18 protein-coding genes are annotated in these 24,529 nt (G+C 38.5%); 6 read left to right on the forward strand and 12 right to left on the reverse strand.

The features are described 5' to 3' along the window. Window positions 1-133: 133 nt before the first annotated feature. Window positions 134-1,495: a D-serine ammonia-lyase gene (locus QFZ72_RS20790; protein ID WP_307437233.1), complete on the reverse strand. Its 1,362-nt coding sequence runs from the start codon at window positions 1,493-1,495 to the stop codon at window positions 134-136. 214 nt (window positions 1,496-1,709) lie between these two features. Between QFZ72_RS20790 and QFZ72_RS20795 the strand changes: the two genes are divergently transcribed. The 3 genes from QFZ72_RS20795 (at window position 1,710) to QFZ72_RS20805 (ending at window position 3,548) form a co-directional block, all read left to right on the forward strand. Further along, window positions 1,710-2,255 (forward strand): helix-turn-helix domain-containing protein, encoded by a 546-nt coding sequence (locus tag QFZ72_RS20795; protein ID WP_307437237.1) that lies wholly within the window; start codon window positions 1,710-1,712, stop codon window positions 2,253-2,255. Between the two features lie 388 nt (window positions 2,256-2,643). Next, on the forward strand, window positions 2,644-3,162 hold the full coding sequence (locus tag QFZ72_RS20800; RefSeq protein ID WP_307437240.1) for a GNAT family N-acetyltransferase: 519 nt from the start codon (window positions 2,644-2,646) through the stop codon (window positions 3,160-3,162). A gap of 152 nt (window positions 3,163-3,314) precedes the next feature. Beyond that, window positions 3,315-3,548, forward strand: a complete 234-nt coding sequence (locus QFZ72_RS20805) for a hypothetical protein (RefSeq protein ID WP_307437243.1) — start codon at window positions 3,315-3,317, stop codon at window positions 3,546-3,548. Between the two features lie 728 nt (window positions 3,549-4,276). On the opposite strand, the gene manA is transcribed toward QFZ72_RS20805, so the two are convergent. The 5 genes from manA to QFZ72_RS20830 all read right to left on the reverse strand — a co-directional run bounded on the left by manA (window position 4,277) and on the right by QFZ72_RS20830 (window position 12,199). Continuing rightward, a complete protein-coding gene (gene manA, locus QFZ72_RS20810; protein ID WP_307439898.1) occupies window positions 4,277-5,218 on the reverse strand; it encodes a mannose-6-phosphate isomerase, class I in 942 nt (313 codons plus the stop codon). Window positions 5,219-5,412: 194 nt separating this feature from the next. Further along, the gene (locus tag QFZ72_RS20815) at window positions 5,413-7,347 is read right to left on the reverse strand and encodes a PTS fructose transporter subunit IIABC (RefSeq protein ID WP_307437247.1); all 1,935 of its coding nucleotides are present in this window, start codon (window positions 7,345-7,347) and stop codon (window positions 5,413-5,415) included. A 125-nt stretch (window positions 7,348-7,472) separates the two neighbouring features. Then, the gene (locus tag QFZ72_RS20820; RefSeq protein WP_307437250.1) at window positions 7,473-9,425 is read right to left on the reverse strand and encodes a BglG family transcription antiterminator; all 1,953 of its coding nucleotides are present in this window, start codon (window positions 9,423-9,425) and stop codon (window positions 7,473-7,475) included. 302 nt (window positions 9,426-9,727) lie between these two features. After that, window positions 9,728-11,248: an osmoprotectant update ABC transporter permease/substrate-binding subunit OpuFB gene (opuFB, locus tag QFZ72_RS20825; protein ID WP_307437252.1), complete on the reverse strand. Its 1,521-nt coding sequence runs from the start codon at window positions 11,246-11,248 to the stop codon at window positions 9,728-9,730. A 3-nt stretch (window positions 11,249-11,251) separates the two neighbouring features. Then, window positions 11,252-12,199, reverse strand: a complete 948-nt coding sequence (locus QFZ72_RS20830; RefSeq protein ID WP_307437253.1) for an ABC transporter ATP-binding protein — start codon at window positions 12,197-12,199, stop codon at window positions 11,252-11,254. Window positions 12,200-12,362: 163 nt separating this feature from the next. Here QFZ72_RS20830 and QFZ72_RS20835 point away from each other — a divergent pair, with 163 nt between their 5' ends. After that, window positions 12,363-13,004 carry an alpha/beta family hydrolase gene (locus tag QFZ72_RS20835; protein WP_307437255.1) on the forward strand — a complete coding sequence of 214 codons (642 nt, stop codon included), beginning with the start codon at window positions 12,363-12,365 and terminating at the stop codon, window positions 13,002-13,004. Between the two features lie 26 nt (window positions 13,005-13,030). On the opposite strand, the gene QFZ72_RS20840 is transcribed toward QFZ72_RS20835, so the two are convergent. Next, window positions 13,031-13,288, reverse strand: a complete 258-nt coding sequence (locus QFZ72_RS20840; RefSeq protein ID WP_307437257.1) for a cell wall-binding repeat-containing protein — start codon at window positions 13,286-13,288, stop codon at window positions 13,031-13,033. 383 nt (window positions 13,289-13,671) lie between these two features. Here QFZ72_RS20840 and QFZ72_RS20845 point away from each other — a divergent pair, with 383 nt between their 5' ends. After that, window positions 13,672-14,190: a CBO0543 family protein gene (locus tag QFZ72_RS20845; protein ID WP_307437260.1), complete on the forward strand. Its 519-nt coding sequence runs from the start codon at window positions 13,672-13,674 to the stop codon at window positions 14,188-14,190. 283 nt (window positions 14,191-14,473) lie between these two features. On the opposite strand, the gene QFZ72_RS20850 is transcribed toward QFZ72_RS20845, so the two are convergent. The 5 genes from QFZ72_RS20850 to QFZ72_RS20870 all read right to left on the reverse strand — a co-directional run bounded on the left by QFZ72_RS20850 (window position 14,474) and on the right by QFZ72_RS20870 (window position 22,896). Then, window positions 14,474-17,587, reverse strand: a complete 3,114-nt coding sequence (locus tag QFZ72_RS20850) for a cell wall-binding repeat-containing protein (RefSeq protein ID WP_307437262.1) — start codon at window positions 17,585-17,587, stop codon at window positions 14,474-14,476. Window positions 17,588-17,732: 145 nt separating this feature from the next. Beyond that, a complete protein-coding gene (locus QFZ72_RS20855; RefSeq protein ID WP_307439901.1) occupies window positions 17,733-18,755 on the reverse strand; it encodes a M42 family metallopeptidase in 1,023 nt (340 codons plus the stop codon). Window positions 18,756-18,870: 115 nt separating this feature from the next. Beyond that, complete coding sequence (locus tag QFZ72_RS20860; protein ID WP_307439902.1) at window positions 18,871-20,634, reverse strand: glycoside hydrolase family 13 protein; 1,764 nt, start codon at window positions 20,632-20,634, stop codon at window positions 18,871-18,873. Window positions 20,635-20,695: 61 nt separating this feature from the next. Further along, on the reverse strand, window positions 20,696-21,613 hold the full coding sequence (locus QFZ72_RS20865; protein ID WP_307437265.1) for a LacI family DNA-binding transcriptional regulator: 918 nt from the start codon (window positions 21,611-21,613) through the stop codon (window positions 20,696-20,698). Between the two features lie 410 nt (window positions 21,614-22,023). Then, the gene (locus QFZ72_RS20870) at window positions 22,024-22,896 is read right to left on the reverse strand and encodes a dimethylarginine dimethylaminohydrolase family protein (RefSeq protein ID WP_307437266.1); all 873 of its coding nucleotides are present in this window, start codon (window positions 22,894-22,896) and stop codon (window positions 22,024-22,026) included. 171 nt (window positions 22,897-23,067) lie between these two features. Here QFZ72_RS20870 and QFZ72_RS20875 point away from each other — a divergent pair, with 171 nt between their 5' ends. Beyond that, window positions 23,068-24,312 (forward strand): ATP-binding protein, encoded by a 1,245-nt coding sequence (locus QFZ72_RS20875; protein WP_307437268.1) that lies wholly within the window; start codon window positions 23,068-23,070, stop codon window positions 24,310-24,312. The last annotated feature ends 217 nt before the right edge of the window (window positions 24,313-24,529 follow it).

Here is a 24,529-nt window from a genome sequence, read left to right on the forward strand (position 1 = left end):
GGACGCGCTTTTACCGCAGGAGTCTCGCACCTTCCGTTCCAATCAACTTTGTTTTCACAGTTAGATAAAACTCCTTTTGCCTACAGTCTTTTTTTTGTTTTATAGCCACATGTAATTGTTGGGCAAAGTTAAATCACTTCTGTTTCTCTAACGCTAATTTCAACCCTTTTTGATAATATTGCGTCATCATTTCTTCAGGAACCATGCTTCCACCAGTCCCCCAAATAATATGTGTACCCTTATTCATCTTTTCCGTTAAACTATGCTTCTGTAAATAATCGATGCCCTCTTTACATAATTTACTTGGTCCTATCATGCCTGCTAGTGCTGAAGGTTCTAAATGGATCCCCTCTGTATCGATTAGTTCTTTTAGCAACTTATACAACTGTTCATCGCTAACCGTATAATTGCCACTTAAAAAAGGTTCCATAGTTTTACCTACAAACCCAGATGGCTTTCCTACAGCAAGTCCATCCGCGTCTGTTACATTATCGATACCAACATCTTGTACAGAAACTTTATCATGAAGTCCAGTCATTAAACCGAGTAACATACATGGTGAGTGGGTAGGTTCTGCAAAGAAACAGTGAATATGGTCTTGATACAATAATTTCAAACCAAAAGCTACCCCTCCAGGACCACCACCTACTCCACATGGAAGGTAAACAAACAAAGGATGATTTTCATCTATTATTATCTCTAGCTCTTCTAATTGTTTCTTCAAACGAGATGCAGCCACTGCATATCCTAAAAATAGGTCGTGAGAATTTTCATCATCCACAAAATAACATGTTGGGTCACTATCTGCTTGGATTCGGCCTTCCTCTACAGCTTTACTATAATCAGCTTCATATTCAATAACTTTGACATTTTTGCTTCTAAGCAAGTCTTTTTTCCACTGTTTTGCATCAGCTGACATATGAACGGAAACATTAAAACCTAACTTTGCACTGATGATGCCAATACTAAGTCCTAAATTTCCAGTAGAGCCTACTGCGATTGAATATTTTGAGAAAAGGGTTCGAAACCTATCACTATCTAAAATCGAATAATCATCTTGAATCGTTAACAATTGATGTTGAAAAGCTAATTCTTCTGCATGTTTGAGAATTTCATAAATCCCGCCTCTTGCTTTAATAGATCCTGATATAGGAAGGTGACTATCACATTTTAGTAATAATTCTCCTAATATAGGTTGTTGATAATCCTGTTCTAAGGATTGTTTCATGGCAGGAATTCTCACTAAAGGAGATTCTATGATACCGTTCGTTCCTTTTGTTTCAGGGAAAACCTTGGCGATATATGGAGCAAAACGTTTCAACCTTTCCTCTGCATCTCTTACATCTTCTTGAGTAAGGGGGGATTTTTTAATTCCCGTTTGAAATTTTTCGACATTTGGATTGAGCCAAAATACTTCATCCATCGAAATGAGCTTCTTTAGTAAAGGATATTTGTCTTTCCATGTTTGTAATTCTTTGCTTTCAATCTCTTTCATTTGTTTAATCCTCCTAATTTTCTTGTAACAAGTTGCTTCGTAAATTATAATTAAATAAAATTTAATACAGTTTAACACACAATCATCACTATGTTAATTTATATTAACTTTATTTAAATGAAATTTAATACAGTTTAACACACAATCATCACTATGTTAATTTATATTAACTTTATTTAAATGAAATTTAATACCTCGTTAAGGAGTATCGATTATGGAAAATATAGATATTGGCAAGAAAGTTGAAAAATATAGAAAAGCTAAAGGATTGAGTAGTAGAGAGTTAGCAAAATTAGCTGAAATTACACCTTCAATGTTAAGCCAAATTGAACGAGGTTTGGCGAATCCTTCTATTCAAACCCTAAAGGTCTTAGCTAAAACCCTGAATGTTCCAACATTTAGTTTTTTACTTGAAGAAACGATTACGGAGGATTTAATCGTTAGGTCCAGTAAACGTAAGAAAATGATCATTGATAATTTGTCTTATGAGTTATTGTCACCTGATTTTACGGGTAATTTAGCAACAGCGATTATGAAAGTTCCTCCGAATATTTCTTCGTCAGAAAATCCTCTAGAACATAGAGGAGAGGAAGTAGCATTTATTTTGGAAGGGAAAATTAAGCTGTATTTAGGTGAAGAAGAATATATATTAGAAGCTGGTGATAGTGTGAAAATACCAGCAAATTTCAAACATAAATGGGAAAATAATTTTAGTCAGAATACAGTTGTATTATTTTCAGTTACCCCACCTGCGTTTTAATGAGAAAAAATTAAATGTAATGTTCTTCCACAATTGGGCGCGATTCTTGAAGAAGGTTCGCTTTTCTTAATGAACTAACGGGTGCGTTTGTTGAATAAGGATTTAGTGATTTTAAGAATGAGGCTATATTACAGTTACTCCATTAAAGGGCGCTTATCTGTAATAAGGTAAGTGTCCTTTTTAATGGAATAAAAGATTGAGTTAATCACCTAATTTTGAAATAATTGGTATTAAGCAATCGGGCAGTTTAACGGAGTAATCGAACTCGATCGTTATTCTACATAAGGTGCATTTTATGAAATAACACTTATTGAGCTAACTGGGGGTTGAAGAAAGAATGTTATAATAAATTTTATTATTTTACTGTTTTGCATTGGAGGCTCTTAACTTGGAAATTAGAAAAGCAAGTAAAGAAGATTTAAAGGGCGTATCAAGAGTTTATGTTGATAGTTGGAGGACTACTTATCTTGGTCTAGTACCTGACGATTATCTGGACGAATTATCGTACGAAGATGCAGAAAAAAGATGGATTGATTTTTTAAATAACGAAAATGAACCTTTTATTTATGTTGCAATTAATGATACAGGAAAAATTATAGGTTTTGCATCAGGTAAAAGTATTAATGAGAAGAATTTTGATGGAGAACTATATTCGCTTTATCTCTTACAGGAATGTAGAGGATTAGGTGTTGGTAGGCAGCTTGTTTCAGCTATTTCTAAGCATTTTAAAGAAAAAGGTATTTATTCTATGATGGTATGGGTAATGAAACAGAATAAATCTGGACTTGGTTTTTATGAACGTATGGGAGGAAAAGAATATATTCATAGGACTAGTACGTTTGGAGGAACCGTAGTAGAGGATGTTGCGTATGGCTGGAAGGATATCTCTGAATTATGTGATGAGTAAGAGTATCAAAGATTTACACGCGTGTACCTTGTTTATTTAACGGGCCAGTTTAATTGAATAAGGCTTATTGAGCTAACTGGTAGGTTACTTGAAGAAGAGATGTGTTTCAGTTAACATAGTTGCAGATAGGAATAGGAATGGGTTTGTTCTCAATGCTCAATTTCATTTCTGGGGCTTCATCGACAGCTGCAATTGGCAAGGTACTTGACTTCGGTACACCGACCGTTCGCTTAAATCCAATATCGCAAAATAGCGCTGCTTTCGTATACAGCAACATTTTTCTGGTACTTGCCATTTTGGTCGTTGTGATGACAGCTATTTATTATGTAAAATTCGGGCGTGTCGACAAAACTGCTATTGCCGAAAAGAAGAAGGAGCTGGCATAAACCAATATTATTAAAAGGTTGTTGTTTCATTGATCTTCCACAATCGGGGGCTTTAATTGAATAAGAAAAGGATCCTTCTGAAGATCCCATGCGAAATCCAACCTTGCTTGTGGGTAACAATTTATTATAAAATAAAAATCTTCAAATATCTGCCAGTTTGCATGGAGAGCATAAAGTGGATATTAAATCTTAACTGACCTACTTGCCATGGGTCATTTTTTTGTCATTTCTGTCTCCCTCAAGGTAATTTATTAAGTTTTCAAAGACTTGCTGAGGCAAATATTGTAGTTATTCCATTAAAGGAGGCGATTGCTTAACAAAGTGTCGTCTCTTCTTATTGAAGTAAAGAAGCAAGTTAGTTAGTTCAAGAAGAAAATCATACTAACAATACTTACAATCACTAGAAAATAATAATGACGAAACGGGTTCGTTTTCGAGAAAATTAAATAACCTTAGTCATATGTTGGCTATGTCTGACTAAGGTTATAATCTCTTTGCTAATGGTAAGGCGGTATGTTAATTATCGTCAGCCTTGACAAAGTCTTCATGGCGGAAAAACATGGTAGTTTCATGGAATTGAAAATTTGAATCTGAACCTACTACACTAACTTCAACATCTTTTAATTTTATAAACAATTATTTACAAACAGCACCTATTTTATTATGGGTGCTGTTTGTAAGTAAATTCTTTATGATTCTTTTTTAATACGAGAGCGGCGATGTGACTCTTAAATACTTGAAATAATAAGTTCTGATTTACCTGCAAGCTCGAATTCACCGAATTCACCAGGTAATAAAAAGTGATCTCCTTTTTTAAAGAAGGAATGATTTCCATTATGGATTAGTTCTCCATTTCCATGAATAACACTGGCAAGAAGAAAAGGCTTTTGCTGTTTTAAGCTGGCTGTACCATCTAATTCCCATTTTTGCACTGTGAAGTAAGGACATTCAATTAGTGAATCGATCGTTAAGCCCGCTATTGTTTCAGGTTGAGTATTTAATTTATTTGCTGTGAAAGGAACTTCAGTTACTTCGATACTTTTTTGAATATGAAGCTCACGGAGGTTCCCTTCTGAATCCTTCCGATTATAATCATAAACACGGTAGGTAGTGTCAGAGTTTTGCTGCGTCTCTAAAATGATAATACCTTCACCAATCGCATGAATGGTTCCACTAGGCACATAAAAGAAATCACCTGGTTTGACTTTTACTGAACGAAGCAGTTTATCCCATTCCTCATTATTAATCATTCGGATTAATTCTTCTTGTGTTTTTGCATGATGTCCATAAATAATTTCGGCATTTTCTTTACAATCAATTATATACCAGCATTCGGTTTTCCCTAACTCTCCATTCTCATGAATCTTGGCATACTCATCATTAGGGTGAACCTGAACCGATAAGTCTTGATTTGCGTCTAATATTTTAGTAAGAAGAGGAAAACGGTCTCCAGCTATATTTCCAAATAACTCACGGTGTTTTTCCCATAGTTCACCCAAGGATAACCCTTTATATGCACCATTTTTCACAACACTTTGACCATTTGAATGTGCTGCGAATGCCCAGCACTCTCCTGTTTGATTATATGGAATATCATATCCGAATGAAGTCAGGTTCTTTCCGCCCCAAATTCTTTCTTTAAAAATAGGTTCAAAAAACAATGGCTCCATGGTCAAAACAAATCTCTCCCTTTCATACTTATTATCTTTTTAGTATACATATCTTTGGCTCTAAGTTGTCATACTGTGTCCTTTGAAACATCTTTTTTTTAAGTGAAAATTTCATGCCCTCTTCCCATCAAAAATAAGAAAAAGGGCTAAAATTTATCCTTTAGTTTAAGGGCTGAACTCTCTTGGTGGCTAACCTATTCAATCGACTCTAATAGCTTAAATGCTTCTTCTTTTGTTTTAACAGCTAATAATTGTTCTCTATAGCTTTCATCCATCAGTTTACGAGAAAGCATTTGAAGGATTTTTAAATGTTCATTCCCTTCACTATCCTTAGGAACAGCAATCATGAAAATCAGCTTTGCATCTGTACCATCAAGGCTTTTCCAGTCTACTCCGACTTTTTTGAGACCAAAAACAACGCGAGGTTTTTTTACGGCCATTGATTTTCCGTGAGGGATAGCAATGTTCATGCCAATTCCTGTTGAACTTTCTTGTTCTCGATTTAGGATGGCCTGCTTGAAATCTGAAGTTGAACTTAATGCTCCTGAATCATCTAATTTCTGTATCATTTCATCAATAACATCATCACGTGTTAATCCGGCTAAATTTACGTCAATTAGATCTAGACTGGTGATATCTGTTAATTTTTTAATTTCTATATTTGCTGTTTTGACCTCTTTTTGATGCGCTTTTTGCGGTACTTCTATTGTTTCTTCAGCTTCTTTTGCATCAGGGATATCCATTGTTTGAACATCTCTTTTTAAGATATTGACCAAAAGAGCTGTTACAATTGCACCTGCAATAACGGCGATAAAAAACATCAGAACATTATCAACAGCTCCGAGGACGGCAACAATCGGTCCTCCATGTGCAACTTTATCTCCAACATGTCCAAGCATCGCGATAACTGAACCAATCATAGAACCTGCCATAATGCTGGGAATGACACGAAGCGGATCTTGAGCTGCAAACGGGATTGCTCCTTCTGTGATTCCGAATAAACCCATTGTAAATGACGCTTTTCCTGCTTCTCTTTCTGCAGGCTGGAATTTTTTCTTTCCTAAGAACGTCGCAAGTCCCATTCCAATAGGCGGAATACAGATTGCAACTGCGATTGGGCCCATGATTTCATAGTTTCCTTCAGCAATCATTGCAGATCCGAAAAGGAAGGCAACCTTATTTACAGGACCTCCCATATCAAAGGAAATCATTGCACCTAAAATTAATGCCAATAGGATTGAGCTTGTACCTTGCATGCTTGCTAACCAAGATGTTAATGATTCGAAAACTTGTGCAACAGGTGCTCCAAGAATATAAACAAATACGAGACCGACAATGAGTGACGCAACGATCGGGATGATGATAATTGGCATGATAGGCTGAATGGCTTTTGGTACTTTTAATTTTTTAATACCTAAAGCTACATACCCAGCTAAGAAACCCGCGATAATACCGCCGATAAAGCCTGCACCAGCTTCGCTTCCGTAAAAACTGCCATTTGCTGCAATATATCCGCCAATCATACCAGGAGCTAAACCAGGTCTATCAGCAATACTAACGGCAATGAATCCTGCCAGAATTGGAATCATGAATGTAAAGGATGCTCCACCGAGTTTTTCGATTGTTTTCCAGAATGAATCCTCCGGAATCACCAGCCCTCCAGGAGTCTTTTCTCCTCCAAGAGTTAACGCAATCGCTATTAATAACCCGCCAATCACTATGAATGGAATCATATAAGAAACACCATTCATTAAATGCCGGTAAAATGGGTTTTGTTTTTCTTCTTTTTTATGATTATTTTCTGCAGACTTTGATGCTTTGTACACAGGTACGTCGCCGCTTATTTTATTAATCAATTCTTCAGGCTTGCGTATACCGTCTTGAACACCGGCAACTAACACCTTTTTGCCAATAAATCGATCTTTATTGACTGTTTTGTCAGCAGCGATAATAATGCCGTCCGCTTCACGAATATCCTTCTCAGTAAATTCATTTTCTACCCCGATCGAGCCCTGGGTTTCAACCTTCATTTGAACGCCTAACTTTTTAGCAGCTTTTTGAAGATTTTCTGCAGCCATATAAGTATGAGCAATCCCGTTTGGACAGGATGTAATCGCTAATATCTTCATTTCTAATCCTCCTAAATTCATCTCGCAATCGCTTACATTCTTACTATACCGCGAAATAACTAGGGGAAAAGTTTAACTTTTTACCGCAGCTTCCGGAAATATCGTTTTTTATCCCTTATAGGTTACTACCTTCTAACATGAAAATAAGTTAAAAAGTTCATTTTGTCTTTTTCTTTAATGAGAGTTTGAATGAAAGCAGGCTGTTCACTTATATAGGACAATTCACCAAATAGCTGCCTTGTCTCTTCATGCTCATCATTTTTTACAGCGAGCATAAATACGAGTGTTACTTTTTCTGATCCCCATTTAATCGGTTTTTTTAAAGTAGCAATTGCAATCGCTGACTGTTTGATCAGTTTGGGGTTGCCGTGTGGAATGGCAATGCCTGCACCAATGGTTGTTGATGACATTTTTTCCCTATTAATGGCGTTATGTGCATATTCTTTTTCCACATACCCTTTTTCATACAAGGAGTCAGCAAGCATTTCGATTATTTCATAACGATGTTCTGCATCTTGCTGTAAAAAAACTAAAAAAGGATTCGTATATTTCAACACAACAGATTCTTCTATTTCATGATGTACAGATTCTTCAAACTGATTGATAAAATTCTTTAATTTCTCTACTTCTGCCGCCGTTAACAATGGGGAAACGACAAGATGCGGAATCTTTAGTTCCGGCAAAGAGACAGTGGATATCACAAGATCGATATCATATTTCGCTAAAAATTCTTTTAAGTCTGCCTCCGCTATGCACCCCATGATATGGATGGAATAAAACTTTCTCTCAATTTTAGTTTTTAATAACTGGGACGTACCAATTCCCATATGACAGACAATAACGGCATTTTTCTTTTTTTCTCTGGTACTTTTAAGCCGTTCAATCGATGCTTGAAAATGCAAAGTGACATAAGCTGCTTCTTCCTCTGGAATTGACAGAGCGAAAGATTGATTAATTTCTTCTAAGACGTTAATGACCATATCAAACATATAAGGATACATTTTTTTTATATCATCCAACATTGGATTTGTAACGGAAAGACCGTAATTAAGACGATTTAAGGTTGTATACAAATGAACCTTCAGTCCGCTTAACAAGGTTTGATCCTTTGTAAATTCAATCATTTTTAACTCGGACATACGATTTACTAAAAGATGCACCAGCATTAATAGCATAGGGTTATTTTCAGTAAAACCAGCCAGTTTGTCTGTCTCGTTTCTTTGTTGATAACGAATTTTTCCGCCTAATATATGTAAAGCTAAATAAGTGATTTCCTCTTCTGGAAAATGCAATGAAAAAACAGGTCCCAGCCTTTTTAGAAATTCAGAAGTCCATTCATATTCTTTCTTATCTCTGAGAAGAGATTTTTCTTTTTCTGAGATGGAAATAGGCTGTTTAAGTTTTATTCGCCTAATCATCAGGAGTGTATGTATGATTAAACTTTCAACTGTTTCATCTGTAAAATAAAAAGACTGCCGATTTTGCAGTTCTTTCAATTCATTTTTTACTGCTTCAGCTTCATGAGATGAAAATTGTTCTTTTATAAATTGAATACTGGATGTCATATTGTTGGTCAGCTGATAGAATCGGGAAAAAGCTGTTCGTTTATTTTTTTCAGTTCCTATAATCGATAGACCGACTCTTTGCTTAGAAATTAATGTTAAGTCCATATCCTTTAGCCATTCATTGATTTTGTCCAAGTCTTTTTTGATAACTGATTTATTCACAAAATACTGCAAAGCAAAATCCTGCACTGTTACTGGCTTTACGGACATCAGAAGCTGATATGCTATTTGGAGAACCCTTTCATTAGATTCATAGACTGGATTTTTTGCCAGGTGCAGCTGTTTAAATAAGGTTGTCTTCTCGCGCTCTTCAATTTCTAAGTATACGCCTAACCCTGGTTTTCGAATCAAAGAAGCATTTGAATGATGTTTCATGTATTCTTCGATAGCCTTAAAATCATTGCGTATTGTTTTTTCGGAACAATCCACTCTTTCTGCAATATCCTGCACTAACAAATGCTGATCGGATTGAGTTAATAAAATATGTAGGATTTCTTGCTGTCTTGCATTCATTAGGTTCACCTGCTTATCTTTGGAACAATTCTATATTCATTATATTGTGGATTTAACACCGTTTTTTATACGATACATTTGATGATAATCTAATTGACCCAATACATCTATAAAAACTAGACGGAGAATTTGTAAAAACCGCAGACATTAAATCTCATCATATATCATTTTTCATTTATGATAAACAAAGAAATCTATTCAGAAAGCTTAATTTGTATGGTTTTCTATATATTCATTACACATATTCCCTTGGTCATATAGCAAAAAGAGAGAATTCCAGTTGGATTCTCTCTTTTTATTCTCTATTTTTTCAGCAGGCCTTCTTTTTGAAGGTACTCTTTCGCCGCTTCTGAAGCTTGCTTTCCTTCAACATTTACCTGATAATTCATATCCCGCATTTCATCGTCCGTAATTTTTCCTGCGAGATTATTTAGCGCGTCCTCAATCTCCGGATGCTCTTCAAGCGTTTCTTTTTTCAATAACGGCGCACCCTGATAAGGCGGGAATAAGTTTTTATCATCTTCTAAAACTGTTAAGTTGTATTGCTGCAGCTCACTGTCTGTTGAATATGCATCAATTAAATTGATTTCACCAGACTGAATGGCTTCGTAACGCAGCTTTGGCTCCATCGTTTTTAAGTTTGGAAAGGTTGTTTCATAAAGCTTTTGGATACCTTTATATCCGTCCTCACGATCAGAAAACTCAAGTGTAAACCCAGCCTTCATATTGCCTGCCACTTGTTTTAAATCTGACATTTTTTCAAGGCCAAATTGTTCAGCTGCTTCCTTGGGTACGGCTAGAGTGTACGTGTTGTTAAATTTCATCGGCTCAAGGTAGGCCATATCAAATTCTTCCATCATACCTTTTTTGGCCTGCTCATACACTTCGTTTCGATTGGTGCTTACAGCTTCCTCTTTTAAAAATGTAGTAATGGCGGTACCAGTGAATTCCGGGTAAATATCAATATCTCCTGATTTTAGCGCATTGAAAACAAAAGAGGTTTTTCCGAGACCAGGTTTAACTTCCACTTCTAAATCTGTCTCCTGCTCAATCAGCAGCTTATACATATTGATTAAAATTTCAGGCTCAGATCCAAGTTTGCCGGCGATGACGATATCTTTTTTCCCTGTCCCAAATACAAGCGGCACAGCAACAATTAAGACTGCGATTAATCCTGCAAGACCAACTGCTTTCATTGATCTCCTCGCTGATGTTTTTTCAACTAAACGAAGGAGAACATCAAACAAGATTGCAAGAAGGGCTGCTGGAATTGCTCCAAGTAAAATCAGCATGTTATCGTTGCGGTCGATGCCAAGAAGAATCAGTTTCCCTAATCCCCCTGCGCCAATTAGAGCTGCAAGTGTTGTCGTTCCTACGATCAGCACCATCGCTGTCCGGATTCCGGCCATAATTACCGGGAGGGCAAGAGGCAGCTCCACTTTAAACAGACGCTTGGAATTGTTCATTCCCATCGCTCTTGCCGCTTCAATTAAGGAAGGATCAACCTCTTTAATTCCCGTGTATGTATTTCTCAGAATTGGGAGCAGTGCATAAATAACCAAGGCAATAATTGCTGGTATGACTCCAATTCCGACAAGCGGTATCAGCAACCCAAGCAATGCAAGGGAAGGTATGGTTTGAAGCACTGCTGAGATTCCAATGACACCTTCTGCAGCTTTGGCTTTTCTTGTTAAATAAATGCCGAGGGGAATAGATATGATGACAGCAAGCAAAAGAGCTATAAACGAAATTTGGATATGTTCAAACAAAGCAGATAATAGCTCGCCTTGTCTATCTTTAAAAACATCAATGAATGCATTCATACGTTAACCTCTTTCTTCCGTTCGCCCCGATAGAAACTGTACGGCCGACTCTCGTGTAATGGTTCCGATAATCTGTCCATCCCGTTCAATTGGAATTATATCTTCTTCTCCTAATCGAGCCAGGGCCTCCTTGATATCTGCCGAATAAGACAACGGGACTTTCAGGGAATCTGTTTCCTGAGGAGGACGAACAAACCCTTCAATCGAACCCTCTAGAACATTTGTCACGGCACGATGACCTATAAACTCCTTAACGAACTCATTAGCAGGATTCGCAATAATGGCTTCAGGTGTATCAACCTGAATGGCCTCTCCATCCTTCATCACACAAATGCGGTCTCCTAAAGCCAGGGCCTCCTGCATATCATGTGTGACAAATACAATCGTTTTATGAATCCGCTTTTGCAGATCAATCATATCCTGCTGCAGTTTTACGCGGCTGATTGGATCTAGCGCGCTGAATGGCTCGTCCATGAGAATGATATCAGGATCAGCAGCAAGCGCCCTGATGACTCCGATTCTCTGCTGCTGACCGCCAGATAATTCGCTCGGTTTCCGTGTTCGATATGTTTCAGGTTCAAGACCTACCATTTCAAGAAGCTCATCTGTCCGCTTGCGGATTTTGTCAGCGTCCCATTTTCTAAGCTCAGGAACGATCGCGATATTTTCTTCAATCGTCATATGCGGAAACAGAGCAATCTGCTGCAGCACATACCCAATATTCCAGCGGAGTTCATGAATGTCGTAGTCATGAACATTTTTTCCGTCTATGTAAACAGTTCCAGCCGTTGCATCTATCAGACGGTTAATCATTTTCATTGTTGTTGTTTTTCCGCAGCCTGAAGGCCCGATAAAAATAAAAAACTCCCCTTTTTCTATGGTTAAATCCAAGGCATTAACGGCTTTTGTACCATCCTTATATACCTTAGATACGTTCTCAAAGCGGATCATCAGCTCACCTTTTTCTATTATGATAATGAAAAAATAGTCATACCTTACCCTCTATTACCCGAATTATTCAGGAGTTATGCATCTTTTTTCAAATAAGGAAATTTTCTCTTAAGCAAAAGTGGAATTATCTGTATAATACTAGAAAGAGAGGGTGAAGCCAGTGATGAAGATCAAAACAGATTCTGTAACCGGATTTAAGGATGCTAACATTCCATATACGCTTCTCAGCAAAAATTCTAACACAAAAAGCCTTGCCATTATGCTTCCAGGCTTAGGCTATACAGCCCAGGGTCCTCTTTTTCATTATTCAACAGGCGTATTCTTAAACAAGAATGCTGACGTGCTCCGCATCAATTATCAATACAATTCAGCATTCTATGAATCTTTTACAAATGAAGAAATCGATGAGGCTTTAAAAAGAGATGTAAGAAACGTAATCGACACTGTCTTAAGCGCACATACTTACAGTGATTTTTATCTAATAGGAAAATCGCTCGGAACCATTGCATTAGCTTCAGAGCTCAGCAGAACAGCTTTTTTCGATGCGAAAGTAATTTGGTTAACACCGCTGTTAAATAGAGAAGATGTTTTTAGGTCGATCGTAAAGAGCAAAAAACGAGGATTGTGCATGATTGGCGATAAGGATCCTTATTATAAGGAAGATAGATTTCAGCAGCTGAAGGAAAACCCTGTTCTTCACTCCGTCCTTATTCCTGAGGCGAATCATAGTTTAGAATTGGATGGTGATCCTGTGGGTTCCGTGGATATATTAAAAGAAGTGATGGCGAAGATTGAGGCATTTTAAAAGCGCGGCAGCAAGCCGCGCTTCTTTTATTCAAACAGCTGATCAATTGCACTTTGAGGAAGAGCTTTTTCTCCTCCGAGAATGTAATAAACAAATGTTTGTTCCTTATACTTGTCAATAGTAGTTTTAGTTGCGCCGTTCGCAGTATTTGGATTTGTTAAAACAACCGGGCTTAAATATTGAGCCGCAAGTGCAGACCCCGCAAGTGCATCTGGATAATTCGTTCCTGTAGCAAGAACAGCAAAAAAAGGTGAGAATGTATAAATGAACAGTTTTTTATGCATTAATTAGGCTTTTAAAGAAACTATAAACGCTGATGGATCAACCTTGTATAAAAACGTGCATAACCGATAAATCCTGACACCAAAAAACCCCTTGAGTATCAAGGGGTTTTCTTTTTCATAATTTCCTCTAGTAATGATTATGTTAACTAGATTTGTATAAGGTATTCATTCAGTACTTTGTTTTGAAGGTTAAACTAATTCGGAGGTGTCTTTGTTTTTGCATCCGAGATCAGATATTGTGTTAGCTGAATAATAACGAGAATTAATGAAAAAAAGGTTTATTCTGTTCAAACGATTACAGATAAAAGTCATGCGTATAATATTATTATATCAAGAGATACTTACTGCTAAGGAGGGATTGAATGGATAAGGAAATAGAAGGAATGACCAGTACATTACATCAACTCGAAATGGACTATTGGATTAACCATGATTTATTCAGTTTCCAGTGGTGGGCTATTCTCATCATGAATGCTATCTTCCTCATATTATTTATTTTATTAATAGATCGACAAAGGATTTTACTGATCACACTTGCATTTATGATCAGTTATGTAATCAATAATATTTTTGATGATATAGGAGAATATTTTCAATTATGGAGTCATCCCCATCAGTTAGTTCAGTTTCTTTCACCAGTGGCTACAGTAGAATTTATTATTGTTCCTAGTATTATGGCCTTAATGTATCAAATGTTTAGTAGATGGAAATTTTTCCTGATTGTCGATTTTATTGTTTCTCTTATCATTTCTTTTATTGTTCAGCCGATCTTTGTTTATCTTAACATCTATAAATTACATAATTGGACTTACTTTTACTCATTGCTTGTTTTGTTTGTGATAGGGGTTGTTGTAAAGATCATCGTGGATTTCATTAAAATGAAGCAACTTAACCATCTTTAAACAGATATTTTTCATTTCTGCTAAAACTAACAAAATTTTAAATAATATACTACCAACTATTTCTTTCGACTTAATATGACATGACTTTCATAAGAAAAGCGCAAGCTCCCGTTAGCTCCGACAGACAGATAAGGATCCGCCAGTAAAGGCGCTTTTTGCCTTTACTGGCGGATTCGTTCTGTCCGAGGAGTTTGGCGATGGAACTAGACATCGAAGCGCAAATTATATAGATTCTTAAAACTCAAAAAAAGCCCTGATCAGATCAGGACTTTTCATGAGAAACTTATTCAAATAATGAGCTGATTGCAGATTCAGGAAGAGCATTTTCTCCGCCAATGATGTAATACATTTTAGCTGAATCAGCATAAGCAGCAATTGTATCGATCGTTGTTTGCTCAGCTGCTTTTGGATTTGTTAAAATCATAGGATTGCCATGAACTGCTGCTGCAGCAGAACCTGACAATGCATCAGGGTAGTTTGTTCCAGTTGCAATAAACGGACTGGACATATTCAAGTCAGCTGCAAAGTAGCTGATAATGCTGCTGTTTGTTTCATAACGAGTTGCCCCGCTGATGCGTTTATGATTTGGGAACAATTTGGCTATTTTATCAGGCACAACAGCTGCGCCGCCAATAACAAAGGTTTGCTTCATTTTGCTTGATTTAACGTATTGGCTGACAGAATTCGGTATGGCATTTTTCTTTGTCAGTAAAATAGGCATCGTTTTCGATGCAGCGATTGGTGCAATTGATAAGGCATCTGCAAAGCTTTCCCCAGTAGCAACTACTGCACGATCTGCCGTTCCAAGCTGTTTAGCAATATTAACTGATGTCTCATAACGGTCTAAGCCGCTGATTCTTGAGATCGTTGTTATGCCGGCAGCTTTCAACTCTTTTTCTACGTTAGCTGTAATGACTGATTTTCCGCCAACAAGGATAACTTTTTTCGCTCCCAGGCGCTTAAGCTCACCTTTTACAACAGCAGGAAGTGAATTCGTGTCTGTTAATAAAAGAGGGGCCTTGTGTTTATGGGCAAGAGGAGTTGCACTTAATGCATCCGGATAATTTTTGCCTGTTGCAATGACAGCTGTACCGGACCCAGTAAAGCTTTCTTTTGATACTTTTACAGCTGTTTCATAGCGGTCTGAACCAGAAATGCGTTCCACCTGAATATTCATTCGATCAAATGCTTTAACAGCGCCGAATGTATCAAGTCGGCCCCAGCCAGAAACTGTGTCATAGCCTGGAATGACTTCTTCTTCAGGATAAGGGTATTCTTCGTCATATGGATACTCTTCGATGTCATCCATAGGATTATCCTGTTCATCAAAGGCAATGTCAGCAGCTGATTTCGTCAGGATTCGTTCTACTTCACTTGGCGTTAAATCCATATTATGTGAAAGAAGCAGGCCGGCTGCTGCTGCAACATGAGGTGTTGCCATTGATGTTCCCGTCATATTCGTTACATTGCCATCAGGCAATAAGCTAGGAATGTCAGTACCTGGTGCAACAAGATCCAGTCCTTTTCCATAGTTGGAATAATCCGATACTAGATCGATGCGGTTTGTTCCGCCTACTGAAATGACATATTTAGAAGAAGCAGGATAAGATAATCCGTCCATTCCATCATTTCCGCTTGCTGCAACAACCGTTACATCATGATCATAAGCATATTTTAAAGCACTCTCAATCACTCGGCTGTAACCTCCGCCAAGACTCAGGTTGATCACGTCTGCACCTTGATCAACTGCATATCGAATTCCGAATGCAATTTGCTCCGTGTCGCCGCTTCCTGATGCATCAAGAACTTTTACAGGAAGAATTTCAGCATGTGAATTGATGCCTGACATTGAGTAATGGTTATTGTTCTCTGCAGCGATGATGCCTGAAACATGTGTGCCATGCCCATGATCATCCATTGCATTTGAATTTTTTTCAATAAAATTATAGCCGTTATCCGCAAGCACTTTGCTGTTAAGATCGGCAAGTGTATGATCTACACCAGTGTCAACAACGGCAATAACGGTATCATTCAGCTCTCTGCCTTCAATTAATTCCTGAAGCTGTTCAAATTTAATGTCAGCACCAGCAGTGCCGCCATCTTTTCCTTCGTTTTTCAGCGACCATTGATATGGATATTGAGCGTCAGCAGTAAATGCTTTGTATTGCTGAACAGGTTCGGCAAATTCTACCTCAGGAAGCTTGGCAAGCTTTCCTGCTGCTGTTTTTAAAGAACTCGCTGAAGCTTTGTAGCCTGATGTGCCGGCTTCTACTTCCATGACGTACATATCAGGAAAAACAGATTTATTGGCTTTTAGCGGAGCAGCCGACTGAATGCCGAATGATTTTGTTTTTGACTGTATGCTGCTAAGTTTCTTGCCTTCTTTTAATTTTACAATGACTCGGCTTTCATAGCTGCTTGCAGAAGGTACCGTATATCCGCCCTTTTGTAAAATGGAAGAAACTGTTTTGTTCGTCACGTTTGAAATTCCGATGCTTTTCCCGGTTTTCTCAATTTGATCCTGAAGGAAAGCCGGAACAGACTCAAGTGCAGTCGTGTATAGACGATTGATTGCATCTTGATCGGCTTTTGTGATTTTATACGTACTGCTGCTGCCTTTTTCAGCAACATCTGTAAATAAGCCTTTTAATTGCATTAAATCTTGATAAACATTATCACGGATGGTTTTGCTGAAAACCATTTTCGTGCTTAAGAATGGGGCAATTTTGTAATACATGGATGACAATTCTTGTCCATTTTCTGTTTTAGCAAGCACATCCTCACGAATAGTTCTCAAGTCATTTAAGATGTTTTTGCCGTTTTCTCTTTCTTTTGTGCTAAGCTCTGCCGGGCACTCTTCCGCACTTACATATTCAGAAGGAGGAAGTGTTATCCCATCATACCCGATCGTATAGGAAGCGGGTGGCTCTGACGGCTCTTCCTCTTCTTCCTCAATCGTCATCTCTTCTTCTATGATCTCTTCTTCACCAGCGTAATGCTCTACTTTAATATAAAAAGGTCCCGCCCATGCTACCGGGAAATCAATGACTGCCGGCTGATCTGCATAAGAATACCCCATATATCTGTCGAATGCGCGATTATCAATTGCATTTTCAAGACTGGAATATACCGTTACATTCAATTCAGCTTCTGATTGAAGCTTTACGCGCAGGTGCGTGTAATCTTTAATTTCTGCTTCCGTTGGATCTATCGTGTACCATTGTACTTGGTCCGATTCCTCAAACAAACCTTCTACTGGTTCTGAAATGGTTAATTTCGCTTCTTCTTTCGGCACATCTGCTTCTGCTGCCTTAACATCCTTTACAGGAAATTGACTGAAAAACAGGGCAAAAATCAGAATGCCTGCCATGAAACTGCTAAACTTTCTTTTCGTCATTTGAAACCTCCGCTTAATAGATTCATAATATTTACATTTTCTATTAAAACATAGAAATTTCTTTTATGGAAAACATTTCTATCTATTTAAGGTAGATTTAAACAAGGAGCTGCTTCTCGCCGCTCCTTGCTAGTTGAACCTTTTTTTACATCACCATAGCAGATTTCACATAGTGATAAAGCAGCTTAGCTGTATTTTCAAGCGAGTCTTTGTGAGTGCGTTCAAACGCGTGTGAGGAGTCGATTCCCGGTCCGATTAATCCATGAACAATATCATGGCCGGAACGGATCGCTGCTGAGGCATCAGATCCATAGTAAGGATAAATATCTAATTTATAGCCGATGTTATACTCTTTCGCAAGATTCGTTAAGTTTTTGCGGAGCTTATAATGGTAAGGACCGCTTGCATCTTTCACACAAATTGAAACGGTGTACTCATCCGTTGACTGTCCGTCACCCATCGCACCCATGTCAACTGCTAAATATTCGACTGTTTCAGGTGTGATATTAGAGTTTCCGCCGTAGCCGATTTCTTCGTTATTTGATATTAAAAAATGAGTTGTATAAGGAAGCAGCAATTTTTCTTCCTTGATTTGCTTTATAAGCTGAAGCAAAAGCGCAACACTTGCTTTATCGTCTAAATGACGGGATTTAATAAAGCCATTATCCGTTATTTCCACACGGGGATCAAACGAAACAAAGTCTCCGACTTCAATGCCGAGGTCCCTTACATCATCGGCGTTTTTCACCGCCTCATCAAGGCGGATCTCCATGTTGGCCTGATTCCGTTCAGCTTTTCCTGCATCTTTATAGACATGAACAGAAGTCTGGTGCATCAGGATTGTGCCTGTAAACATCTTGCCCGATGAAGATTCGATTTTGCAATATTCACCTTCAATTGAGTTATAGTTGAAACCTCCGATTAAATCAATTGTCAGCCGTCCGCTTGCTTTAATTTCTTTTACGATTGCCCCAAGCGTATCAACATGCGCTGTCAGCATGCGGTGATGGGAATTGTCTCTTCCCGGAATAGTTGCAAGCAGTCCGCCTTTGCGATTGCGTCTCGTCTCTATTTGACATTCAGCTAAATAGTTTTCTACATATGTAATCACTTCATTTGTATTTCCTGATGGACTCGGTATTGACACGAGCTCTTTGATCAGCTGCATCGTTTCATTCAAAAGAATTCTCCCCCTTTAGTTGCTTTTTCTATATTATAGCAGTTCCAGACATCCTTAAAATAGCAAAACCGATTCCCCATTTTGGGAAATCGGCTGATTGACCTTATTCATATGAGATAATGCTGAGCCCATGGGCATCAAGATTAACCGTTGATCCTGAAATCTCTTGACCTGTTAATAGGCATGATGCCTTCTTCAAATCCTTAGGAAGAGAAACATTAATTACATGATCTGCCCCGTTTAAAATGAACAGGATTTTTTCCTCGTTAAACGTTTTTGTATACATGATATGCTGATCTTCTCGCCCAGCCTCGACAAATTGAATTTTCCCCTTGCTGCCGAATGCCGGATTGTTTTTGCGAAGCTCAATCATCTGCGTAATAAATTTCAATAATTCCCCGTCCTGTTTTTCCTCATCCCAAATCATGCATTTGCGGCAGCCTGGATCCATCACGCCCGTCATGCCTATTTCGTCCCCATAATAAATACATGGTGCGCCCGGTGATGAGAGCAGAAAAACGAAAAGCTGCTTTACTTTATCTGTATTTTCTCCGCAGACAGTAGCGATACGAGGGGTGTCATGACTTCCAAGCAAGTTAAATGCAACCTCCGACACTTGCTCAGGATACATAAGAAGCGCTTCTGCCGTTCGGTTGATAAACTCTGATGCTGTTACTTTTCCGTGAGCAAAATAGTCGATTGCCACACTTGTGTACGGATAATTCATCACTGCATCAAACTGATCACCCTGCAGCCAAGGCATTGCATCATGCCATACCTCTCCTAAAATATAAACCTCAGGATCAATCGTTTTGATTTCTTTACGGAACTCACGCCAGAAGTCATGGGAAACCTCATTTGCAACATCAAGTCTCCAGCCGTCAATGCCAAATTCCTTCACCCAGTATCGCCCAACCTCAAGCAAGTATTCCCGCACTTCAGGATTCCCTGTTCTGAGCTTTGGCATATTTTCCGAGAAACCGAACGTTTCGTAATGAACCTTGCCGTCTTTTTTCAGCGGAAACTGATCAATGTGGAACCAATCTTTATATTTTGACGCTTCTCCGTTTACGACCACATCCTGAAACGGGGGAAACTCATAGCCGCAATGATTAAACACGGCATCAAGCATCACTTTAATGCCATTTTGATGACAGACCTTCATTAACTTTTTAAACGTTTCTTTGTCTCCAAACTGCGGATCAATTTCTAAATAATCAATTGTATCGTACTTGTGATTCGAAAACGCTTTAAAAATAGGGGTAAAATAGATACCCGTTATGCCAAGCTTCACCAGGTAATGAATATTTTGAATGACCCCTTCAAAGTCTCCGCCGAAGCTGTTCGCTGCTGTCGGCTCTGTACTTCCCCAAGGCAAAGCATCTTTGGGGTTCAGTGCTTTGTCTCCATTCGCAAAGCGTTCCGGAAAAATCTGATACCAGACCGTGTCCTTGACCCATGACGGGGCAGCAAAGATATCTTCTTCATTTATATAAGGGAAGGTAAAATAGTACTCGTTATGATCTTGCGGCTTTTTATCCAAAAATCCCTGCTCCGTAAAAATGAGCGTTTGATCTCCCGATATCATTTCAAACCCATACTTCAAGCGTCTATGCGGAGGTTTAAGCGAAACCGTCCAAATATCGTAAAGCTCCGTCCTTCCAAGCAAAGTCATCTTTATATGCTCTTCAGACTTCCATTTCCAGACTCCTTGGCTCTCCTGCTCCCACGTGAATGGATCCCCCCAAATCAAATTCACCTTTTCAGCATCATTTTTCTTTGTCTGCAGACGGATGTGCAGCGTATCTTTATCATAAGCATAAGCAAAATTATTTTTAGGACGGTGGTAAACCGCTTCTTTTAACATCATTTTCAGTTCCCCCAATTATAGACTTAAACGTTTAAGTAACGGTAGAAAAAAGCAGAAGCTACTCTGCCGGTATATAAGTGTATTTTTCTAAATGCAGACCTCTGTTGTCTTTTATAAGATCGGATAAAACCTTGAATGCAATATTCGCTTTAGAGTCCTTGAATAAAACCATTTCAGCTCCCGCAGGAAGGATTTCCGGACAATTGGATGTGCAAATCACGGCATCATCTTCAATGTTCCGGTATTTCGATACAGTGGAGGCCAAAAACTCGTTTAGAATAATCGCTGATTGATCGGTGTTCTTTACTAAAAATTCAGCAAGGACTCTTTCATCCTCCATAAGATGTATGTCATCCTCTGCAAGACCCGATGCGATTTTAATATGCTCAGTAAGTCCAGCATTGTGAAACTTCTCCATAATTAAAATGGCTGATTTTCCTTTTAGCTGTTTTTTTGCAGCTGAAAAAGCTCTCTTGTAATCATACATGACCTTGTAAAACAATTCATCATCAATTACACTGTCAACGAGTACGAGCGGCACTCCTGTTGGAACAGTTTTTGAGATGCTGTAGAAGAAATCTTCCCGGGCATCAATCAAGAAAACGCCATCCAGCTTACGTTCTGCGATAATCTCAAGATTGGGCTTCTCCACATCAATACTTGAAAGCACAACGTGATACCCCTGTTTTGTCAGCAGCTGCTCAAGCTCAAAAATAAACTCGGCGTGATAAGCGCGTCTCCATACCCCTTCATGTGCAGAGCGGTTTAAAAGAATTCCGATTAACCCCGTCTTCTGCTTAACAAGTGATCTTGCAGCTAGGTTAGGCACATAATTTAATTTCTTTGCAATCTGGAGCACACGTTCCTTTGTCTCTGCTGGAATCGATTGATTTTCTGCATTATTTAAAACGTAGCTCACAGTCGCAACAGAAACATTCGCTTGAGACGCAATATCTTTCATTGTTGCTTTTTTCATTTCTTTCACCATTTTCACTTAATCGTTTAAGTTGAGTATACAGATCATTGACTTAAATGTCCAGAATCAAAAATTGAAGTTCCTATTACCGCCAAAATCGAACTCGAATGGTGTGCAAGCTTTCCTATCAGACTAGTGAATTTTGACAGTTTGATGCACTTTTTTCTGCGCAGAAGCACTTTTCTGCTCCATTCACCGCTTTGATGCACTTTTTTCTACAACATTTATGCGTAATGTAAAAATAGCCGCGAATTATTTTAGAAAGGACCCGAATTAATTTGAAAAGGCCGCGAATAAGAATGGAGTTTCCGTTCCAACTCGCGGATAAAGGCTCCTAACTCTCCGAAAGCTAGATTTATTGATTACAAGAAAAGCCGGCTGCTCATTTTGGCAGCAGGCTCTTATACCCTTTATACTGTTCTTAAAAGAGGTAATGTACAGCATCTGAAAGAGCCGCCAGATTTAATGATTTCAGTGATATCCACTTCAATAACCTCATACCCTCTGTCTCTGAGCTGTTTGTTAACATTTTTATTAACAGGAAGACTGATGATTTTTTTATCGCCTATCGAAAGGACGTTTGTGCCCATTGTAAACTGTTCAGCTCCCGTTACTTCAATTAAATTATAGCGCAACCTAAGCATTTTCAGCTCTTTCTCTTCAAACGCATCAGGAAAGACCAGGGCTTCCGATTCAGACAGGACATTAAATACACAGTCTAGATGAAGGTATTTTTCATTGATAGGAACAGGTATAACCTCAAAGGCTGGAACAAGCGACTGCAGTTTTTCGATCGCATACATGCACGTTCTGTCACTCACCCCAACGAAAATAGCCGTTCTGTCGATGATCACGTCTCCGCCTTCAATCCGGTGTTCTCTCAGACATTGCAGCGGATAGCCATGTACGTCAAGCCAGCTCCGCAGCACTTCTTCCTCTCCCTGTCTGATGTCCTGGCCCATTTCCGAAACGTAAACGGTTTTGCCTAAAGTGAAGCCAATGTCACGGGTGAACACTTGCTCAGGGTATTTTTCATAAGGTGTGAGCATAATTACTTCTGCCCCATTTTTCTCTAATGTCCGGACAAACTGCTGATGCTGGCTGATTGCGAGGTCTACATCAATATTTTCATCGGCATAATGCCTCTGTGTTTCATTAATAACTTCGGTGATCCGCATATAGTTTGGCTGACATACCAGCACCCGCTTTAATGAATCATATTCGCTAAAACAGGCTAGCGTCTGATCTGGTTTTCGAATGGTCGTCAAAATAAATTCCCCCATAAAGATTGCTTTTATGAGATTATTCCCTAAATGGCATAAATATTAAACTTTTTTGTGACATTATCTTACGCCTATTTTTTTAATCATGACTGTTAGTAATTGTCAAACATGTTAAATTGTTATATAGTTTTAAAAGTTAAACTATATTTTTCTCATATGAGGCTGGAAAGAATGAAAAATGAAATTGAACTAGAAACATTACGAAAAGAAAATCAGCTTTTAAAAGAACTCATCACACAATGGCCGTCTGCATTTACTTATGTAAATCCGGAACTCGAGCTTGCGGTTTGCAAAGAGAAGGCAGACATGCCTCCATCCATTCAGAAAATGACCAGCACACAGCTGACAGCTTACACAAATCAGCGCCTCTACCTATCATCATCAGCAAATGATTCATTTCATCACACAGAAGCTTTTTTATCCGACATCTTCGATTTAGTTGCCCATCATGTTGTTTTCATTGATGAAGCGGGCATTGTTACTTTATGCAATCTTCAAGCAGCAAAGGATCACGGGGTCAACCGGGACGAGATTATCGGCAAGCATTTAAGGGAGCTTGTATGCATTCCAGACGATCAGCTTCTGACACTTGAAACCGCCCGCACCGGGATTGAATTCATTGACCGTGAAGTGCTTGATAAAAATTATGGAATCCTGAATACGAAAATCCTCTGGAATAGCGACGGATCCATTAAACGGGTAATCGGCACCTTCTACTTTTTAAATGCGATAAAAGAAGCCGAAAAACAGGCGATCGCCGGCAGAATTGCTGCTGGAATTGCCCATGAAATCAGAAATCCCTTAACTACGGTCAGAGGCTTTCTTCAGGTGCTTCAAGCTTCAGCAGATCCTGAAACGAAAAGCTTATTTCAGACAATTTTAATTCCTGAAATCGACCGGGCAAATAAAATCATTTCAGATTTCCTGAGCATCGCAAAACCTGCCGAAATTCGGTCTGAGCATTTTGAAGTGAAAGAATTTCTCCTGAATCATTTAGGAAGAATCTTAGAAAGCGAATCGCTTCTTTACTCCATTGAGTTTCAAGTCAAAATTGACCCCTCAGCAGAAGGGATCTATATCCTTGGAAATAAGGATGAACTGCTTCAGGTCTTTCTGAATCTGTTTCAAAATTCGTTTCAGGCAAAAAACACAGATCCGCTGAGAATTCACATCTCTTGCACGCGCCTGGAAAATCGTCTGCAAATCAGCTTTTCTGATAATGGAAAGGGCATTATCCCTTCCGCTCTGCATCATATATTCGATCCGTTCTTCTCTACAAAAGACAGCGGAACAGGACTCGGTCTCTCTGTTTCGAAAAAAATTGTCGAGAACCATAAGGGTACAATGACGGCAAGCAGTGACGAAAACGGTACTATATTTTATCTGGATTTTCCTGTTTGGGAGGAGCGGATTTAAAAGTATACGACCTGAAAATTGCTATATAAATTCCCTTGCAAATTTAGTAAAGAGAAGCTCAGGAATACAAAAAAAGCTCAGAGTATTTGCTCTGGGCCTTTATAATTATTAAGATGGTTACTTCCATAATAACCCCCTTTGTCGAACAAGAAAAACCTATTTGTTTTTCTGCTTTATTAAAATGTTAGAAGTTATCTTTTAAACTTGAGGTTCTGTT

Source organism: Bacillus sp. V2I10, assembly GCF_030817055.1.
Lineage (GTDB): Bacteria > Bacillota > Bacilli > Bacillales > Bacillaceae > Bacillus_P.

Excerpts from the sequence above, each read along its gene's own strand:
- QFZ72_RS20875 (WP_307437268.1), top strand. The coding sequence starts at position 23,068 with ATGAAAAATGAAATTGAACTAGAAACATTACGAAAAGAAAATCAGCTT.
- QFZ72_RS20835 (WP_307437255.1), top strand. The coding sequence starts at position 12,363 with ATGAAGATCAAAACAGATTCTGTAACCGGATTTAAGGATGCTAACATT.
- opuFB (WP_307437252.1), bottom strand. The coding sequence starts at position 11,248 with ATGAATGCATTCATTGATGTTTTTAAAGATAGACAAGGCGAGCTATTA.
- manA (WP_307439898.1), bottom strand. The coding sequence starts at position 5,218 with ATGGAGCCATTGTTTTTTGAACCTATTTTTAAAGAAAGAATTTGGGGC.
- QFZ72_RS20860 (WP_307439902.1), bottom strand. The coding sequence starts at position 20,634 with ATGTTAAAAGAAGCGGTTTACCACCGTCCTAAAAATAATTTTGCTTAT.
- QFZ72_RS20840 (WP_307437257.1), bottom strand. The coding sequence starts at position 13,288 with ATGCATAAAAAACTGTTCATTTATACATTCTCACCTTTTTTTGCTGTT.
- QFZ72_RS20790 (WP_307437233.1), bottom strand. The coding sequence starts at position 1,495 with ATGAAAGAGATTGAAAGCAAAGAATTACAAACATGGAAAGACAAATAT.
- QFZ72_RS20820 (WP_307437250.1), bottom strand. The coding sequence starts at position 9,425 with ATGAATGCAAGACAGCAAGAAATCCTACATATTTTATTAACTCAATCC.
- QFZ72_RS20845 (WP_307437260.1), top strand. The coding sequence starts at position 13,672 with ATGACCAGTACATTACATCAACTCGAAATGGACTATTGGATTAACCAT.
- QFZ72_RS20830 (WP_307437253.1), bottom strand. The coding sequence starts at position 12,199 with ATGATCCGCTTTGAGAACGTATCTAAGGTATATAAGGATGGTACAAAA.
- QFZ72_RS20795 (WP_307437237.1), top strand. The coding sequence starts at position 1,710 with ATGGAAAATATAGATATTGGCAAGAAAGTTGAAAAATATAGAAAAGCT.
- QFZ72_RS20805 (WP_307437243.1), top strand. The coding sequence starts at position 3,315 with ATGCTCAATTTCATTTCTGGGGCTTCATCGACAGCTGCAATTGGCAAG.
- QFZ72_RS20850 (WP_307437262.1), bottom strand. The coding sequence starts at position 17,587 with ATGACGAAAAGAAAGTTTAGCAGTTTCATGGCAGGCATTCTGATTTTT.
- QFZ72_RS20870 (WP_307437266.1), bottom strand. The coding sequence starts at position 22,896 with ATGGGGGAATTTATTTTGACGACCATTCGAAAACCAGATCAGACGCTA.
- QFZ72_RS20855 (WP_307439901.1), bottom strand. The coding sequence starts at position 18,755 with ATGCAGCTGATCAAAGAGCTCGTGTCAATACCGAGTCCATCAGGAAAT.
- QFZ72_RS20815 (WP_307437247.1), bottom strand. The coding sequence starts at position 7,347 with ATGAAGATATTAGCGATTACATCCTGTCCAAACGGGATTGCTCATACT.
- QFZ72_RS20865 (WP_307437265.1), bottom strand. The coding sequence starts at position 21,613 with ATGAAAAAAGCAACAATGAAAGATATTGCGTCTCAAGCGAATGTTTCT.